This window comes from Streptomyces sp. NPDC023723 (assembly GCF_040639815.1).
GTDB lineage: Bacteria > Actinomycetota > Actinomycetes > Streptomycetales > Streptomycetaceae > Streptomyces.
The window spans coordinates 1-15,377 of sequence record NZ_JBFAAP010000012.1; the positions used below are offsets into that span (position 1 = coordinate 1).

The 15,377-nt window shown below is 68.8% G+C and carries 17 protein-coding genes and 1 pseudogene; 8 read left to right on the forward strand and 10 right to left on the reverse strand.

Features of this window, described 5'->3' with window-relative positions; translation table 11 throughout:
• Positions 1-116: 116 nt before the first annotated feature.
• Positions 117-1,067, reverse strand: coding sequence for an IS5 family transposase (locus AB0G32_RS15925; RefSeq protein ID WP_361162903.1), 951 nt, complete (start codon positions 1,065-1,067; stop codon positions 117-119).
• On the opposite strand from AB0G32_RS15925, the pseudogene AB0G32_RS15930 reads away from it, so the two are divergent.
• A pseudogene (locus tag AB0G32_RS15930) lies at positions 985-1,482 on the forward strand (transposase); the annotation flags it as partial. The gene AB0G32_RS15925 and the pseudogene AB0G32_RS15930 overlap by 83 nt on opposite strands.
• A gap of 109 nt (positions 1,483-1,591) precedes the next feature.
• Positions 1,592-1,756, forward strand: a complete 165-nt coding sequence (locus tag AB0G32_RS15935) for a hypothetical protein (RefSeq protein ID WP_361162905.1) — start codon at positions 1,592-1,594, stop codon at positions 1,754-1,756.
• A 29-nt stretch (positions 1,757-1,785) separates the two neighbouring features.
• Here AB0G32_RS15935 and AB0G32_RS15940 read toward each other — a convergent pair whose 3' ends face one another.
• Positions 1,786-2,202, reverse strand: coding sequence for a DUF3592 domain-containing protein (locus AB0G32_RS15940; protein WP_361162907.1), 417 nt, complete (start codon positions 2,200-2,202; stop codon positions 1,786-1,788).
• Positions 2,203-2,570: 368 nt separating this feature from the next.
• Positions 2,571-2,855: a helix-turn-helix domain-containing protein gene (locus tag AB0G32_RS15945; protein WP_361162909.1), complete on the reverse strand. Its 285-nt coding sequence runs from the start codon at positions 2,853-2,855 to the stop codon at positions 2,571-2,573.
• Between the two features lie 270 nt (positions 2,856-3,125).
• On the opposite strand from AB0G32_RS15945, the gene AB0G32_RS15950 reads away from it, so the two are divergent.
• The 6 genes from AB0G32_RS15950 to AB0G32_RS15975 all read left to right on the forward strand — a co-directional run bounded on the left by AB0G32_RS15950 (position 3,126) and on the right by AB0G32_RS15975 (position 9,720).
• Positions 3,126-4,421 (forward strand): tyrosine-type recombinase/integrase, encoded by a 1,296-nt coding sequence (locus AB0G32_RS15950; RefSeq protein WP_361162911.1) that lies wholly within the window; start codon positions 3,126-3,128, stop codon positions 4,419-4,421.
• Between the two features lie 19 nt (positions 4,422-4,440).
• The gene (locus AB0G32_RS15955) at positions 4,441-4,635 is read left to right on the forward strand and encodes a DUF3046 domain-containing protein (RefSeq protein ID WP_361162913.1); all 195 of its coding nucleotides are present in this window, start codon (positions 4,441-4,443) and stop codon (positions 4,633-4,635) included.
• 60 nt (positions 4,636-4,695) lie between these two features.
• Positions 4,696-5,943 (forward strand): AI-2E family transporter, encoded by a 1,248-nt coding sequence (locus AB0G32_RS15960; RefSeq protein ID WP_361162915.1) that lies wholly within the window; start codon positions 4,696-4,698, stop codon positions 5,941-5,943.
• A 304-nt stretch (positions 5,944-6,247) separates the two neighbouring features.
• Positions 6,248-7,375, forward strand: a complete 1,128-nt coding sequence (recA, locus tag AB0G32_RS15965) for a recombinase RecA (RefSeq protein ID WP_361162917.1) — start codon at positions 6,248-6,250, stop codon at positions 7,373-7,375.
• 357 nt (positions 7,376-7,732) lie between these two features.
• Entirely contained in the window at positions 7,733-8,506 is a 774-nt protein-coding gene (recX, locus tag AB0G32_RS15970) for a recombination regulator RecX (protein WP_361163163.1), read from the forward strand.
• A gap of 236 nt (positions 8,507-8,742) precedes the next feature.
• Entirely contained in the window at positions 8,743-9,720 is a 978-nt protein-coding gene (locus AB0G32_RS15975; protein ID WP_361162919.1) for a sugar ABC transporter substrate-binding protein, read from the forward strand.
• On the opposite strand, the gene AB0G32_RS15980 is transcribed toward AB0G32_RS15975, so the two are convergent.
• The 7 genes from AB0G32_RS15980 to AB0G32_RS16010 all read right to left on the reverse strand — a co-directional run bounded on the left by AB0G32_RS15980 (position 9,699) and on the right by AB0G32_RS16010 (position 15,352).
• Positions 9,699-10,097 (reverse strand): rhodanese-like domain-containing protein, encoded by a 399-nt coding sequence (locus tag AB0G32_RS15980; protein WP_361163165.1) that lies wholly within the window; start codon positions 10,095-10,097, stop codon positions 9,699-9,701. The genes AB0G32_RS15975 and AB0G32_RS15980 overlap by 22 nt on opposite strands.
• Before the next feature lie 122 nt (positions 10,098-10,219).
• A complete protein-coding gene (locus AB0G32_RS15985; protein ID WP_361162921.1) occupies positions 10,220-10,789 on the reverse strand; it encodes a cysteine dioxygenase in 570 nt (189 codons plus the stop codon).
• Positions 10,790-10,864: 75 nt separating this feature from the next.
• Positions 10,865-10,951: a putative leader peptide gene (locus AB0G32_RS15990; RefSeq protein WP_311605579.1), complete on the reverse strand. Its 87-nt coding sequence runs from the start codon at positions 10,949-10,951 to the stop codon at positions 10,865-10,867.
• Positions 10,952-11,031: 80 nt separating this feature from the next.
• Positions 11,032-12,678 (reverse strand): FAD-dependent monooxygenase, encoded by a 1,647-nt coding sequence (locus AB0G32_RS15995; RefSeq protein WP_361162923.1) that lies wholly within the window; start codon positions 12,676-12,678, stop codon positions 11,032-11,034.
• A 209-nt stretch (positions 12,679-12,887) separates the two neighbouring features.
• Positions 12,888-13,769: an amino acid ABC transporter permease gene (locus tag AB0G32_RS16000; RefSeq protein WP_361162925.1), complete on the reverse strand. Its 882-nt coding sequence runs from the start codon at positions 13,767-13,769 to the stop codon at positions 12,888-12,890.
• Positions 13,766-14,434, reverse strand: a complete 669-nt coding sequence (locus AB0G32_RS16005) for an amino acid ABC transporter permease (RefSeq protein WP_361162927.1) — start codon at positions 14,432-14,434, stop codon at positions 13,766-13,768. Before AB0G32_RS16005 ends, AB0G32_RS16000 begins: the two co-directional genes overlap by 4 nt.
• An 84-nt stretch (positions 14,435-14,518) precedes the next feature.
• Positions 14,519-15,352 (reverse strand): glutamate ABC transporter substrate-binding protein, encoded by an 834-nt coding sequence (locus tag AB0G32_RS16010; protein WP_361162929.1) that lies wholly within the window; start codon positions 15,350-15,352, stop codon positions 14,519-14,521.
• Between the last annotated feature and the right edge of the window lie 25 nt (positions 15,353-15,377).

Here is a 15,377-nt window from a genome sequence, read left to right on the forward strand (position 1 = left end):
CCCAGGCCCGATAACTCCGACACGCTCGCAGACACCCGAACCACCCCCAGCAGCCACCACCGAGCCTACGCCGCAAGCAAAGACAACGGCATTGGCCCTAGGTCGTGTCCGCAAAGTCAGGGGAGCCAGAGTCGCAGGCAGGCGATGGTGACCATGGCTTCGTAGTGGCGGGCGCGTTTGTCGTAGCGGGTGGCCAGGGCTTTGCTGTGCTTGAGCTTGTTGAAGCAGCGCTCGACGATGTTGCGGCGCCGGTAGGCGGCCCGGTCGAGACGGCAGAGGCTCTTGCCCCGGCGGATACGGCCGTTGATCTGGTCGATGCGCTCCGGGATCGCTGCTTTGATGCCCCGGCGCCGGAGGTAGGAGCGGATCCTGGTGGACGAATAGCCCTTGTCTGCGACGACGCGCTCGGGTCGTGTTCTGGGCCGGCCGGGCCCGCGTCGGCTGATGCTGATGCGAGCCATCACCTGCTCGAACTGGGTGCAGTCGTTGACGTTCCCGGCGGTCAGGGTGAAGGCGAGTGGTCGGCCCTGCCCGTCGCAGGCCAGGTGGATCTTCGTGGTCAGCCCGCCTCGGGACCTGCCGATCGCTTCACCTGGCCAGAGCGATTGCCCCCTTTTCGTGCCCCGGCCGCATGCTGATGGGCCCGAACCGTGGTGGAGTCGACGCACACGACCGTCCAGTCGACCGCATCGCAGTGCTGCTGGACGTGGGCGAGGAGCCGGTCCCAGGAGCCCGTCGGCCGACCAGCGGCGAAAGCGCTCGTAGACCGTTTTCCAGGGCCCGTACCTCTCAGGCAGGTCTCGCCAGGCGGCACCCGTGGACAGCTTCCACAGAATCCCGTTGACCACCTGGCGCCGGTCCCGCACCGGCCTCCCCATACGCGACGGAGCCAGCAACGGTCCGATCACCGCCCACGACTCATCAGTCAGCTCATGACGACGCACCACGAACAGACCAACGCCCCAACCACTTTGCGGACACGACCTAGCACTCCAGCCCCGCAAGCGGTTCGCGAAGGACACAGTCCTGATCGTGGACGGCACCCTGGTTCCCACCCGTGACCACACGATCGCTGAGCAGTCCAAGAACTACCGCTATTCCACGGCCCATCAGGTGGTCATCGACGCCGATACCCGCCTGGTCGTCGTGGTCGGCCGACCCCTGCCGGGCAACCGGCACGACTCCCGCGGCTGGGAAGAATCCGGTGCCAAGGCCGCCGTCGGCAAGACGATGACCATCGCAGACGGCGGCTACCAAGGCACCGGACTGGTCATCCCGCACCGCCGGCGCAAAGGCGAGGACCTCCCGGCCTGGAAAGAGGCACACAACCACTCCCACAAGCAGGTCCGGGCCCGCGTCGAGCACACCTTCGCCCGCATGAAGGGCTGGAAGATCCTGCGCGACTGCCGGCTCAAAGGGGACGGCGTTCATCACGCGATGCTCGGCATCGCTCGCCTGCACAATCTCACCTTCGCCGGGTAAGCACAGGGGGACGCAGCGACCGACCTATCCTCCACCAACTCCAAGATCGTTACGGGACAACCCTTAGCGGACGGCCAGGTGAAGCCGAACGGCAAGCCGAAAGTAGGGCTTGAAGCCGGGCGAGGAGGCTAACGCCACTACCACCGCCCAGTCGGTCGCCCTCCCCTCGGAAGAGCGCATCACCGCCGTCACGGACGCGATGCGCGAACTGAACGATCAGATAGGCGCCTACCGCAACAAGGTCCGCGGACTCGCCACACCCCGCACCATGTGACGGCAGGCCGTGCCGTCGCGGTCGACACGTCAGACCAGCGCACCGATGAGGCAGAGCACCGTCCCTATACCGATGAGCACCAGGCCGCCGGCACCGAGCAGAAGAACACTCACCAACTCGAACTCGTAGTCCAATTCCGCCCGTACTCCCACCTTCGCCCGCTTCGGCTTCCGACTGTCATACACAACCGGCACGACCGTGCCCTCGGGACCCGGCAATGCCTGCATGTACTCATGGAACCTGGCTCTCGGCTGTCCCTCCGGGAGGCAGATGTCGAGAAATACCCGATGGGAATTGGTCACGTACTCATGGAAGGCGTACACCGCCTGTCCGTCTACGCCATGATGTTTCAGTGCCTGCAGTCGACGGTGCTCCAAGAAGCTGCCCGACTGTGCGAATATCGAAAGCAATCCTAGGCATATGAGAACCGCTCCCGCGAAAATCACAATTCACCCTCCCCTGTCTATATCTCATCAGAGAGATAATGCGACGGGTCGAACATAACACCCAACCACCACGGAGGCAACACCTTCATCGGAATATATGGGGTCAAAATGGGCAGTAACTCGGATGCGGACATCCTCGAAAAAATAACCGAAATCAAGACTGCAATCAGCATGGGAGCGTTCAGCTCGCGGAGCGCTATCTTCGCTGGTGCCTCGATTAGTTACTTGGCCGCCCCGATGGCTCCCTGTGGGTCGGTCGTCATGTCCCGCCTGATGCATTCCAGCTCGACAACGATGCCTGATGCATCGCTCAGTGTGGCCAGGTCTCGGGTCAGCACCCCTCTGTGTGAGGGATCGGAGTGAGCGGATCAGGCGGCGTCGAGAAATCTCTTTGGCTCCATCGGACGCATTTCGTGAGTGCGGTGTGCATCCAAGCGGACAGAGAAATGGTGCTGCTCATCGAGCCAGGCGCACACGTCTCGCACCGGGTAGCGGACGGCGCCGCCGTCGAGCTTGATGTAAGACGGCCCCTTACCGTTATTCCGCCAATTACGTAGCGTTTTGTCCGACACTGCGAGCAGCTCGGCGAGCTGGGGAGGCGCCAGCAATCGCCAAATTGGCGTGTGCTCGAGCGTAAGCGTCGATTCGCCCATTTCAAGACCCTCCAGAGGCGTCTACAAATCCTTTTGAAGGAGATCGTTGAGTGACTGCCTTCGAAGGCAACATTAGTGGGCTGTGTCGGTGTACGCGTGGCAGAATCTTCGGGTGAGGAAGCCTCATACCCCAGGTCTGTAGAGCTGCAGTTGCTTTCCATCCTTCTCGGTCCCAGATGTGTCCCGCTGCATCCCTACTCGCCAGTAATTAATGTGGCTGAAGTCACACGAGATTAGTGCCGTTCTATCTCGCCAGGGAGTGCCAAGTACGTGCCAGGACATATAGAAGACCGCTGGATCAGCAAGCGAACCAAGGAGAAGACCAAGCTCTACGGCAAGGGCAAGCGTTACAAGGTTGCCGGTATACCTGGTGTCCGCGCCCGCAGCTTCACCAAGCTCACCGACGCCAAGCAGTGGCTCGCCCACGCTCAGACCGACGTGACGCGGCAGGAGTTCGTCGACCCGCGTGAAGGAACGATCCTGCTGCGCTCGTACGTGGAGGAGCAGTGGTGGCCGCACCAGCGGTACGCCGCCACCACCCGAGACGCGGCGCGTCGGCGAATATGGGGGCACGTTCTCCCCGCGCTCGGATCGCAGCCCTTGAACGCCATCACCGCGCCAGTCCTACGGGAGTGGGTTGCCCGGATGGAGGAGACCTTGGCGCCAGGAGCGATCCGCACCACTTGGGGACATCTTTCTACGATCCTCCAGGCCGCCGTGGAGGACGGCAGGCTGGTCAAGCATCCGATGAAGGGGAGCCGCACCGCTCGGCCACCGGCCAAGCCCGTTCAGAAGGCGCGGGCTTGGTCGCGCGAGCAGACGATGCGGGTACGCGCTGGGCTCCCGGAGCAGTACCGCCTTGCGGTTGACTTGGGGGTAGGGCTCGGCCTGCGTCAAGGCGAGGTTTTCGGACTGCCCCCGGAGGACATCGACTCAGAAGCCGGGATCGTGCATGTCCGGCGGCAGGTCTGCATGATCGACGGCCGCCTCTTCTTCGCGCTGCCCAAGGGGGGCAAGACGCGAGAGGTTGATGCGGCGCCCGGTGTCCTGGCCGGCATCAAACAGCACGCGAAGCGCTGGCAGCCGGTCGAGGTGAAACTGCCGTGGGCGAGCCCTTACGAACCTCAGAACGAACGGCAGCGCGTCGACTGGGCCCCGCGTACTTATTCACTCTTCCTGGCCACTCGGCAGCGGCGCGCATGCAATCGGGACACATGGAACACGCGTCTGTGGAAGCCGGCGCTCGCCTCCGCGGGACTCATCGGCAGAACGGACGGTTCCACCGGGGCCAAGTGGGAGCCGTCACGCGAACTCGGCTTCCATGCCCTGCGCCACACCTACGCCAGCGTCCAGCTCGAAGCCGGTGAGTCGGTCGTCTCCCTCGCCCGCTGGCTTGGGCACGCCGACCCTGGCTTTACTCTGCGTACATACACGCACTTCATGCCCGACGCCGGCACGCGAGGTCGCGCCGCCATGGATGCTTGGTTCAGCGGAGAGGCAAACTCCCTGGAAACCCCCCTGATGGTCGTGAGGGGGTGTGAAGGACGGAGAACTAGCAGGTCATGATGGGTATGGAGTGGGATGCATGCGGTTGACGGTCTTCTGGCAGCGGATGGCGGAACACTTCGGTTCCGGGTACGCCGACACCTTCGCGCGCGACCACGTGATGGCGGAGCTGGGCGGGCGCACGGTGAACGAGGCGCTTAATTCCGGCTGGGAGGCGAAGGACGTGTGGCGCGTGGTGTGCTCGGTCATGAACGTGCCACAAGAGCAGCGCTGAATCGTCACGAAGATCACCGGACGGCATCCGGCTGTCGGTGGCGTGCGCGAAACTGGGACCGTGGCATCCACTGACGAGACCGGGCGGGAAGCCCCGCACTCATCCCCGTCCGGCCCGACGCCGCCCGCCGGTCCTCCGGCGGGTCCCGCCGGGCCGGCCGCCCGCATGCCGCGCTGGCTGCCCCGGGCCATGGTGCTCGCCCTCACGCTCTACGCCGTCTTCCAGCTGAGCAGCTGGGCCTTCCACCAGCTCACCGGCCTGTTGATCAACGTCCTGATCGCGTTCTTCCTGGCTCTCGCCATCGAGCCCGCGGTCAGCTGGATGGCCGCGCGGGGGCTGCGTCGGGGGCTGGCCACCTTCCTGGTCTTCCTCGCCGTGCTGATCGCCGCCGCGGGCTTCGTCACGCTGCTCGGCTCCATGCTCGCGGGCCAGATCGTCAAGATGGTCGAGGAGTTCCCCGAGTACCTCGACTCCGTCATCAACTGGGTCAACGGCCACTTCCACACCGAGCTGCGACGGGTCGACATCCAGGAGGGCCTGCTCCGCTCCGACTGGCTGCGCAACTACGTGCAGAACAGCGCCACCGGAGTCCTGGACGTGTCCGCCCAGGTCCTCGGCGGGCTCTTCCAACTGCTGACGATCACCCTGTTCGCGTTCTACTTCGCCGCCGACGGACCACGGCTGCGCCGCGCGCTCTGCTCAGTCCTGCCGCCCGCCCGGCAGGCCGAGGTGCTGCGCGCGTGGGAGATCGCGGTGAACAAGACCGGCGGCTACCTGTACTCGCGCGGTCTGATGGCGCTGATCTCCGGCGTGGCGCACTACATCCTGCTGGAGATCCTGGAGGTGCCCTACGCGCCCGCGCTCGCCGTGTGGGTGGGGCTCGTGTCGCAGTTCATCCCGACCATCGGCACCTACCTCGCGGGCGCCCTGCCGATGCTGATCGCCTTCACGGTCAACCCCTGGTACGCGCTGTGGGTGCTGGTCTTCGTGGTGATCTACCAGCAGTTCGAGAACTATGTGCTGCAACCCAAGCTGACCTCGAAGACCGTCGACATCCACCCTGCGGTCGCCTTCGGCTCGGTCGTCGCGGGCACCGCGCTGCTCGGCGCCGTCGGCGCCCTGATCGCCATCCCGGCGGTCGCCACGCTCCAGGCGTTCCTGGGCGCCTACATCAAGCGGTACGACGTCACGGACGACCCCCGGGTGCACGGGCGCCGGGACCTAGGGGCGGGGCCGGGGGCCTTCACGCGGGCGCGGCGGGTGTGGGCCAGGTGGTCCGCACAGCGGTCCCGGAGAGGCTCTTCCTGAGCGGGCCTTCCTGAGCGGGCCTTCCTGAGCGGGTCTTCCTGAGCGGGTCTTCCTGAGCGGCCGCGGGGCCGCGGCGCGGCCCCGGGAGGGGCGGGAAGGGACGAGTGGTGCGCTTGACACGAAAATCGAACATCCATTCATATGGAAGCGTCGACGGACGCTCGCGATGGGCGATTCGGTTGACTATGGACGGATATGCACCCGAGTTATCCACAGGTCGGACCTGCGTCGGGGCGCATTGTCAGTGGCAGGCGTTAGCGTCTTTGGCGTGAAGCGATCGACTCAAGCAAATCGGGTGGAACCCATGGCAGGAACCGACCGCGAGAAGGCCCTGGACGCCGCTCTCGCACAGATTGAACGGCAATTCGGCAAGGGCGCGGTCATGCGCATGGGTGACCGGCCGAACGACCCCATCGAGGTCATTCCGACCGGGTCGACCGCGCTCGACGTGGCCCTCGGTGTCGGCGGCCTGCCGCGTGGCCGCGTGGTGGAGGTCTACGGTCCGGAGTCCTCCGGCAAGACGACCCTGACCCTGCACGCGGTGGCGAACGCACAGAAGGCCGGCGGCCAGGTCGCCTTCGTGGACGCGGAGCACGCCCTCGACCCCGAGTACGCCAAGAAGCTCGGCGTCGACATCGACAACCTGATCCTCTCCCAGCCGGACAACGGCGAGCAGGCCCTGGAGATCGTGGACATGCTGGTCCGCTCCGGTGCCCTTGACCTCATCGTCATCGACTCCGTCGCCGCGCTCGTCCCGCGTGCGGAGATCGAGGGCGAGATGGGCGACAGCCATGTCGGTCTCCAGGCACGGCTGATGAGCCAGGCCCTGCGGAAGATCACCAGCGCGCTCAACCAGTCCAAGACCACCGCGATCTTCATCAACCAGCTCCGCGAGAAGATCGGCGTGATGTTCGGCTCCCCGGAGACCACGACCGGTGGCCGCGCGCTGAAGTTCTACGCCTCGGTGCGCATCGACATCCGGCGCATCGAGACACTGAAGGACGGCACGGAGGCGGTCGGCAACCGCACCCGCTGCAAGGTCGTCAAGAACAAGGTCGCACCCCCCTTCAAGCAGGCCGAGTTCGACATCCTCTACGGCCACGGCATCAGCCGCGAGGGCGGCCTGATCGACATGGGCGTGGAGAACGGCTTCGTCCGCAAGGCCGGTGCCTGGTACACGTACGAGGGCGACCAGCTCGGCCAGGGCAAGGAGAACGCCCGTAACTTCCTGAAGGACAACCCCGACCTCGCCAACGAGATCGAGCGGAAGATCAAGGAGAAGCTGGGCGTCGGGGCACGTCCCGAGGAGCCGGCCGCCGAGCCGGGTACGGACGCCGCCGCGGTCCCCGCCGCGCCGGCCGACGGGGCCACCACGGTGCCGGCGCCCGCCGCCAAGGTCACCAAGACCAAGGCCGCGGCCGCCAAGAGCTGACCCGTGACACGACGAACCGACTGGGCCGAGTACGACGCCTACCCGGCCACCCCGGCGCGGCGGCGCGGGCGGGACGGCCGGGACGACGAGGGCTCCACCCGGGAGGGTGGGGACGGGCACGGAGACGGATACGGCGACGGCAGTGACGCCGTGGGGGCGGTCGACGGTATGGGGGCCGGGCGCCGTCGTCCGCCGCCGTTCGGCGGCTCGGCCTCGTACGGCGGCTCAGCCTCGTATGACGGTCCGGCCTCGTACGGCGGCTCAGCTACGTATGACGGTCCGGCTTCGTTCGGTGGCTCGGCCTCGTACGACGGTCCGGCTGCGTACGACGGGGCGCCGCCGTTCGGTGCCGAGGCGCTGTACGGGGAGTACGAGGCCGACGAGCGATTCGGGGCCGGCGGGAGGGATGAGCCGGACGGGCCCTATAGGAGAGGGACGGAGGACGGCGAGGGCTACGGCAGTGGCGCACGCGGTGCCGGCAGGGCGCGCCGGGGCGGTCGCCGGGCGGGGGCCAGGGCTACGGGCGGTTCCCGGGGGCGGCGCGCGCGCGACCGCGGGGACGGGCCCGCTGAGGACGGAGGCACCACTCTCTCGTCGAGGGCCGAGCAGGGGGAGCCTCCGCGGGACCCGGTCGAGCAGGCACGGGCGATCTGCCTGCGCCTGCTCACCGGGACCCCGCGCACCCGCAAGCAACTCGCCGACGCCCTGCGCAAGAAGGAGATCCCCGAGGACGCCGCTGAGGAGGTGCTGTCCCGGTTCGAGGAGGTCGGTCTGATCAACGACGGTGCCTTCGCGGACGCCTGGGTGGAGTCCCGGCACCACGGCCGGGGACTGGCCCGGCGTGCGCTCGCCCGGGAACTGCGGACCAAGGGCGTCGACTCCGCCCTCATCGACGAGGCGGTCTCGCAGCTCGACTCCGAGCAGGAGGAGGAGACCGCGCGTGAGCTGGTCGCCCGGAAACTGCGGTCCACCCGCGGGCTCGACCGGGACAAGCGGCTGCGCCGGCTCGCGGGCATGCTGGCTCGCAAGGGCTACCCGGAGGGCATGGTCCTGAGGGTGGTCCGCCAGGCGCTGGAGGAGGAGGGCGAGGACACGGAGTTCCTCGGGGACGGGGACGGGACGTCGTTCTGACGGGGTGGGCCGAGCCCACTCGCGGCGCACGATTACCTTGCGTTCCCGGAAGGGTCACCCTTCCCCACGCGGCTGTACCGTCTGCTGCCGTCGCGCGGGTGCCCGAGCCGTGACGTCGCGCATGCGCCGCCCCCCTGGATTTCCGGTCGGAGGGCTGAAACCCGCACGGATCTTCTCCGTGTCCAGAAAGGCAGCCCGCCGTGCCCTCAGCCATGCCCTTTTCCAGCCCGCCCCGAATGCCTGTTCCCTCCCGGATGCCCGCCCCGTCCCGGAGCGCATCCCTCGCTCTGCTGCTCAGCGCGGGTCTGCTGCTGAGCGGGTGCGGCGTGTTCTCCGACGCGGACTCGGGGACCTCGGTCGACGGCCGGCTCACCCTCGGGTTCGTCAACGGGGGCGACAGCGAGTTCCACCAGTGCCTCCAGAAGACCGTCGAGCTGACGGCCAGGACCAACTTCGCCACGCTGGTGACGGCCAACTCCCGGCAGGACGCCGCGACGGAACTGTCCAACATCGAGGACATGATCGCCCGCGAGGTCGACGCGATCATCCTCCAGACGGTCAGCACGGACGTGCTCGAGCGCGGTGTCGCCATGGCGAAGGAAGCGGATGTCCCCGTCTTCCTGACGTCGGTCAGTACCGATCCGTCCGACATCCTCGGTGCCGTCGTCGTCGACCTCAAGGCGGTGGGCCGGCTGGACGCCCAGTGGATCGACCGGGACGCCGCGGGCCGCCCGGCCAGGGCCGGGGTGATCGCCGGGGCCCCCGGTGCCGCCTCCGACCTGCTCGTCGGCGGTTTCACCAAGGCGCTGCCCGGCAACGTCCGGGTGGTCGACACCCAGCCCGGCATGTATGACGCCGACCAGGCCCGGAAGGTCGCCGCGGCGATGATCCGGGACCATCCGGACCTGGACTACGCCTTCGTCGCGAACGAGCAGATGGCGTTCGCCGCCCGCGAGGCGTTCGACGCGGCCGGTGCCGACGGGGTACGGATCGTGACGGTCAACGGGACCGACGAGGCGCTGGCGGCGCTCAAGGACGGACGGTTCTCGGCGACCGTCTCCAACTCGGCCGGTGAGACCGGGGAACTGGCCGTGCGGAACACCATCGCCCTGTTGCGCGGCCGGACGGCGGAGAAGATCGCCAAGACGCCGATCCGGCTGATCACCAAGAGCACGGCGGACACGGCCCCGTTCTACTGCGACTCCGACGGCTGAGCCGGTGGGCGCCGGACGGGCAGCCCGGCCGCCCGCCAGGCCTGGAAGCCGCCGGTCAGATCGGTGGCCCGGCGCAGCCCCAGACGGTGCAGGGACTCCGCCGCCAGGCTGGAGGCGTACCCCTCGTTGCACAGCACGACGATCCGCAGGTCGTGGCCGGTGGCCTCGGGGACGCGGTGGCTGCCCCGGGGGTCCAGCCGCCACTCCAGTTCGTTGCGCTCGATCACCAGGGCGCCGGGGATCAGGCCGTCCCGCTCGCGCAGTGCGGCGTACCGGATGTCGACCAGGAGGGCCTCGCCCGCCTCGGCGGCCCGGTACGCCTCGCGGGGCTCGATCCGCTGGTAACCCCGGCGTACGCGCTCCAGCAGGGCGTCGATCCCCTCGTGCCGGGCGGCCTCCTCCGGCCTCGCGGTGCCCGCGCGTCCTGCCCTTTCGTGTCCGCCAGGCGCCCCGTCAGGCCCATCGGGCCCGTCCGGGCTGCCAGACCCGTCCGGGCCGGTCACTGCCAGTCCTCCGGGCGTTCGACCTGCTCCAGGCGCAGTACGGGGCCGGTGCGGCTGTAGCGGCGCATCAGCGGCAGTGGCGGGTAGTAGGCATGGACCGAGACGGCGTGCTGGTCCGGGGACTCGTTGAGCACCTCGTGCACGTGGTGCCGGCCGAAGGCGCGTCCCTGCCCGGCCGACAGCCGGCGTTCCCGGTCGACGCCGTCGGCCAGTTCCAGGGTGCGCCAGGCGTGGGTGGGCAGCCGGGCGGCGAGCGCGTTCTCCTTGAGCTCGCCGGCCGCGGTCACGAACGCACCCACCGAGTCGGCGTGGTCGTGCCAGCCGGTGCCGGTGCCGGGCGGCCAGCCGATCAGCCACGCCTCGCTGCCGCCCGGCCCCTCCAGCCGTACCCAGGTCCGGCCCTGGGGGTCGAGCGGGAGCGAGGCGACGAGCGCGGTGTCGGCGGCGGCCCGGCGGGCGAAGGCGAGTAGCTCGGCCTGGGTGGGCGCGGCCGAACGCGGCGCCGCGGCGGCGGAGGCGGCGGAAGGGCTGGGTGCAGGGGTGGGAGCAGGGGTGGAGACAGACACGGTTACCGTCCTGGAAGTTCGCGGGAGCGCGCGGCGGCGTGCGGAACGGCGCGCGCGAGGAAGAGGGAGGCGAATTCAGCAGGACGGACGACACACGCAGCCCGCATAGCGGACGAGGTCCATATGGACCCTCCGCCACAGGCGCACATCGGTGTCGGTCATGGTCCGGAGTACACCATGACCGTGCGGACCGGTCAACTCACCGTCACCATGCGGACGGTGCGGTGACGATGAGTGGGGTCTCAGCCGGAAGCCGCGGACGCGGACGTGGCGGCGGACGCCGAAGCCGACGCCGCCGAAGCCTCCCGCGCCGAGCCCGCCGCCCTGCCCAGCGCGGCCTCGGCCGCCGTGTACAGGTCGGCCGGACGCACCCCGTTCAACGCCGTGACCAGGTGTCCGTCGGGCCGTACCAGCAGCACCGTGTGGGCGCCGGCGCCCGGGTAGCTCTCGGCGACCAGCAGCTCGGCGCGGTACGGCAGCGCGGTCACCGCCGCGGCCAGCCGGGGCATGACGCCGGCGGTCACCCAGTGCCTGCGCTCCCACACGCCGGTGCCCGGCGCGACCAGTACCACCAGCAGCGCCCCGCGCCCCAGCCGGTCGCGCAGCCGGACGAAGGCACCGTCCTCCGCGGTCACCCGTACGTCGCTGACCTGCGCACCGGGCGCCGTACCGACCGTTGTCCGCCCGTCGAGGTGCGGAGGTGCGAGCGGTGAATCGGGGTACGCCCCCGGCGCACCGAGCGCGCCGCGCCCCAAGTGACCGTCCGTGAGCAGCGCGTCGTGCCCCCGGGCCGAGCCGGGGACGTATCCGCGCAGTCCGCCGCCACCGCGCAGCAGCGGCAGGGCCTGGTCGGCGGCGCGCAGCCGGGCGGCGACCGCGGTGCGCCGTTCCGCCTGGTAGCTGTCGAGGAGGGCGTCGTTCGGGCCAGGTCCGTGGTGCCAGGCCGCCGCCAGCTTCCAGGCCAGGTTGTCGGCGTCCCGCAGCCCCTCGTCGAGGCCCTGGGTGCCCAGCGAGCCGAGCAGGTGGGCCGCGTCCCCGGCGAGCAGCACCCGGCCCACCCGCCAGCGGCGGGCGAGGCGGTGGTGGACGGTATGGACGCCGGTGTCGAGGAGTTCGTAGGCCGGGGTGTCTCCGCCGTTCCAGCCGGCGAGGGTCTCGCGGACGCGGGAGACGAGCAGTTCGGGGGTGACCAGGTCCTTGCCGGGCGGCAGCAGCCAGTCCAGCCGCCACACCCCGTCGGGCAGCGGGCGGCCGGCGATCTCGCCGGCCGCCGGGCCGGACGTACGCCAAGGCGGGGAGCGGTGGAGCAACGCTTCTTCACTCCAGGGCAGTTCGGTGCGCAGCGCGGCGACGGCGTGCCGTTCCACCGCCGTACGGCCCGGGAAGCGGATGTCCTGGAGCTTGCGCACGGTGGAGCGGGGGCCGTCGCAGCCGATCAGGTAACTGCCGCGCCACCAGGTGCCCTTGGGGCCGCGGGTGTGCACGGTGACACCGGACGGCTCCTGCTCGACGGCGTCCAGGCGGCTGTCCGCGGCGATCTTCACCAGGGACTCGCGGGCCAGGGCGGTGCGCAGCGCGCCGGTCAGCAGATGCTGGGCGAGGTGCAGCGGGGCGGGGGCGGTGTCGTCGAACGTGATCTCGCGCGTCACCTGCTTGCGCCGCATCGACCGCCATCCGGCCCAACGGAAACCGAGCTGGGTCAGCGGCGTACCGGTGAGCCGTTCGAGCAGGGCGACGGTGTCCTCGGGGAGGACGACGGTGCGCGCGGGGCGTGGTTCGTCCTTGCCCGGTCCCTCGTCGAGGACGACGCAGGGCACCTCCTGCCGGGCCAGGGCAAGGGCGAGCGTGAGCCCGACGGGCCCCGCTCCGACGATGATCACCGGGTCCACGGCGCGGCGCCCCCTGCCCGCTGCGGTGCCCACTGGGACACGGGTGAACAGGACGTTTGAGCAGGGTGCACGATCACAGAACGTATGCAACCCATTGCCGGTTCCCCCGTCAAGCGACAGCGACACCGACCAGGAGGTCCACGCCGGCACGGACGGGGGCAGTGGCGATCACGCCACTGCCCCCGTCCGTGCCACCGTGTGTCCGGCCGTCAGGCTGCCATCGCCCCGGCGGTCGGCTGGTTGTCGTCGACCGTGAGGACCGCGCCGGTCGACTTCTTGCCCTGCCGCAGCCGGCGCTCCAGCCAGCTCGCGAAACTGGTGAGGGCGAAGTTGATCGCGATGTAGATCACGGCCACCACCGTGAAGCTGGCGATGGTGTTGGCGCCGTAGTAGCCGCTCATCGTGTTGGCCGAGGACAGCAGCTCGGGGAAGGTGAGGACGGCGCCGCCGAGGGCGGTGTCCTTCACGATCACGACGAGCTGGCTGACGATGGCCGGCAGCATCGCGGTGACCGCCTGCGGCAGCAGGATCAGCCGCATCAGCTGGCCCTTGCGCAGCCCGATCGCCATCGCGGCCTCGGACTGGCCCTTGGGCAGGGTGAGGATGCCGGCCCGGACGATCTCGGCGAGCACCGAGGCGTTGTACAGCACCAGACCCGTGACGACCGCGTACAGCGGGCGGTCGTCCGAGCTGACGTCGGTGTACTCGGCGAACAGCGCCAGACCGAAGATCATCAGGACCAGGACCGGGATGGAGCGGAAGAACTCCACCACGATGCCGGCCGGGACCCGCACCCAGCGGTGGTCCGACAGCCGGGCGATGCCGAACACGGCGCCGAGCGGCAGCGCTATCACCACCGCGAGGGCGGCCGCCTTGAGGGTGTTCTCCAGGCCCGGCCAGATGTACGTCGACCAGGCCTCGGTGCCGGTGAAGAACATCTCCCACTTCGCCCACTCCAGCTGGCCCTTGTCCTGGAGCGTGCCGATGACCCACCACAGCAGGGCGGCGACGGCGACCACGAAGACCGCGGTGAGGACGATGTTGCGCCGCTTGGCCCGGGGGCCCTGGGCGTCGTAGAGAACGGAGCTCATCGCTTCACCGCCACCTTCTTGCCCACCCAGCCCAGGATCAGACCGGTCGGCAGCGTCAGAATCACGAAACCGAAGGCGATGATCGCGGAGATCAGCAGCAGCTGGGCCTCGTTCTCGATCATCTCCTTCATCAGCAGCGCCGCCTCGGCGACCCCGATCGCGGCGGCCACCGTGGTGTTCTTGGTGAGCGCGATCAGGACGTTCGCCAGCGGCGTCACGGAAGAGCGGAACGCCTGGGGGAGCACAACCAGGGACAGCACCTGGCCGAAGCTGAGGCCGATGGCCCGGGCCGCCTCGGCCTGGCCGACCGGCACCGTGTTGATGCCGGAGCGCAGCGCCTCACAGACGAAGGACGAGGTGTAGAGGATCAGGCCGAGGACGGCGAGCCGGAAGTTGAGCGACTCGAAGTTGCCTTCGGCCCCGAGGTAGATGCCCAGGGTCTGGCTCAGGCCCAGGGACGAGAACAGAATGATGACGGTGAGCGGAATGTTCCGCACGATGTTGACGTACGCGGTCCCGAAACCGCGCATCAGCGGGACCGGGCTGACGCGCATGGCGGCCAGCAGAGTGCCCCAGATCAGGGAGCCGACGGCCGACAGCAGGGTGAGCTGCACCGTCGTCCAGAAGGCTCCCAGCAGGTCGTAGTCTTCCAAGAAGTCGAACACGATCTCCCGCGCTTCCGCGTGTAGGGGTGCCCGCACAGGGTGCGCCGCCCCCACCCGGGACGGCGCACCCTGTCAGGCGCTGCCTCAGCTCTTGATGTCGCCGATCTTCGGCGCGGGCTCGTTCTTGTAGTCGGCCGGACCGAGGTTGTCCTTCACGGCCGTGTCCCAGGCGCCGTCGGAGACCATGGCCTCGAGCGCCGTGTTGATCTTGGCCTTGAGGTCGCTGCCCTTCTTGACCCCGATGCCGTAGTTCTCGTTGGTCATCTTGAAGCCGCCGAGCTTGAACTTGCCCTTGAACTGCGACTGCGAGGCGTAACCGGCGAGGATCGAGTCGTCCGTGGTCAGCGCGTCGATGGCGCCGTTCTGGAGACCGGTCAGACAGGCCGAGTAGGTCGGGTAGTTCTGCAGCTGGGCCTTGGGCGCGAGCTTGTCCTTGACGTTCTGCGCCGAGGTGGAGCCGGTGACCGAACACAGCTTGGCGTCGTTCAGGTCCTCCGGCGCCTTGATCTTGCTGTCGTCGGCGCGCAGCAGCACGTCCTGGTGGGCCAGCAGGTACGGGCCGGCGAAGTCGACCTTCTCGGCACGCTCGTCGGTGATCGAGTAGGTGGCGGCGATGAAGTCGACGTCACCGCGCTGGAGCATGGTCTCGCGGTCGGCGCTCTTCGCCTCCTTCCACTCGATCTGGTCCTCGCTGTAGCCCAGCTTCTTGGCGACGTACGTGGCGACGTCCACGTCGAAGCCCGCGTAGCCGTCCGGCGTCTTCTGGCCGAGGCCCGGCTGGTCGAACTTGATGCCGATGGTGATCTTCTTGCTGTCCCCGGAGGAGCCGCTGTCGTCGTCGCCGGAGCCGCAGGCGGTGGCGGACAGGGCGAGGGCGAGCACGGTGGCCGAGGCGGCGGTGACCTTGCGGAGCTTCATGGTGAACATCCTTCGACTGTGTTCA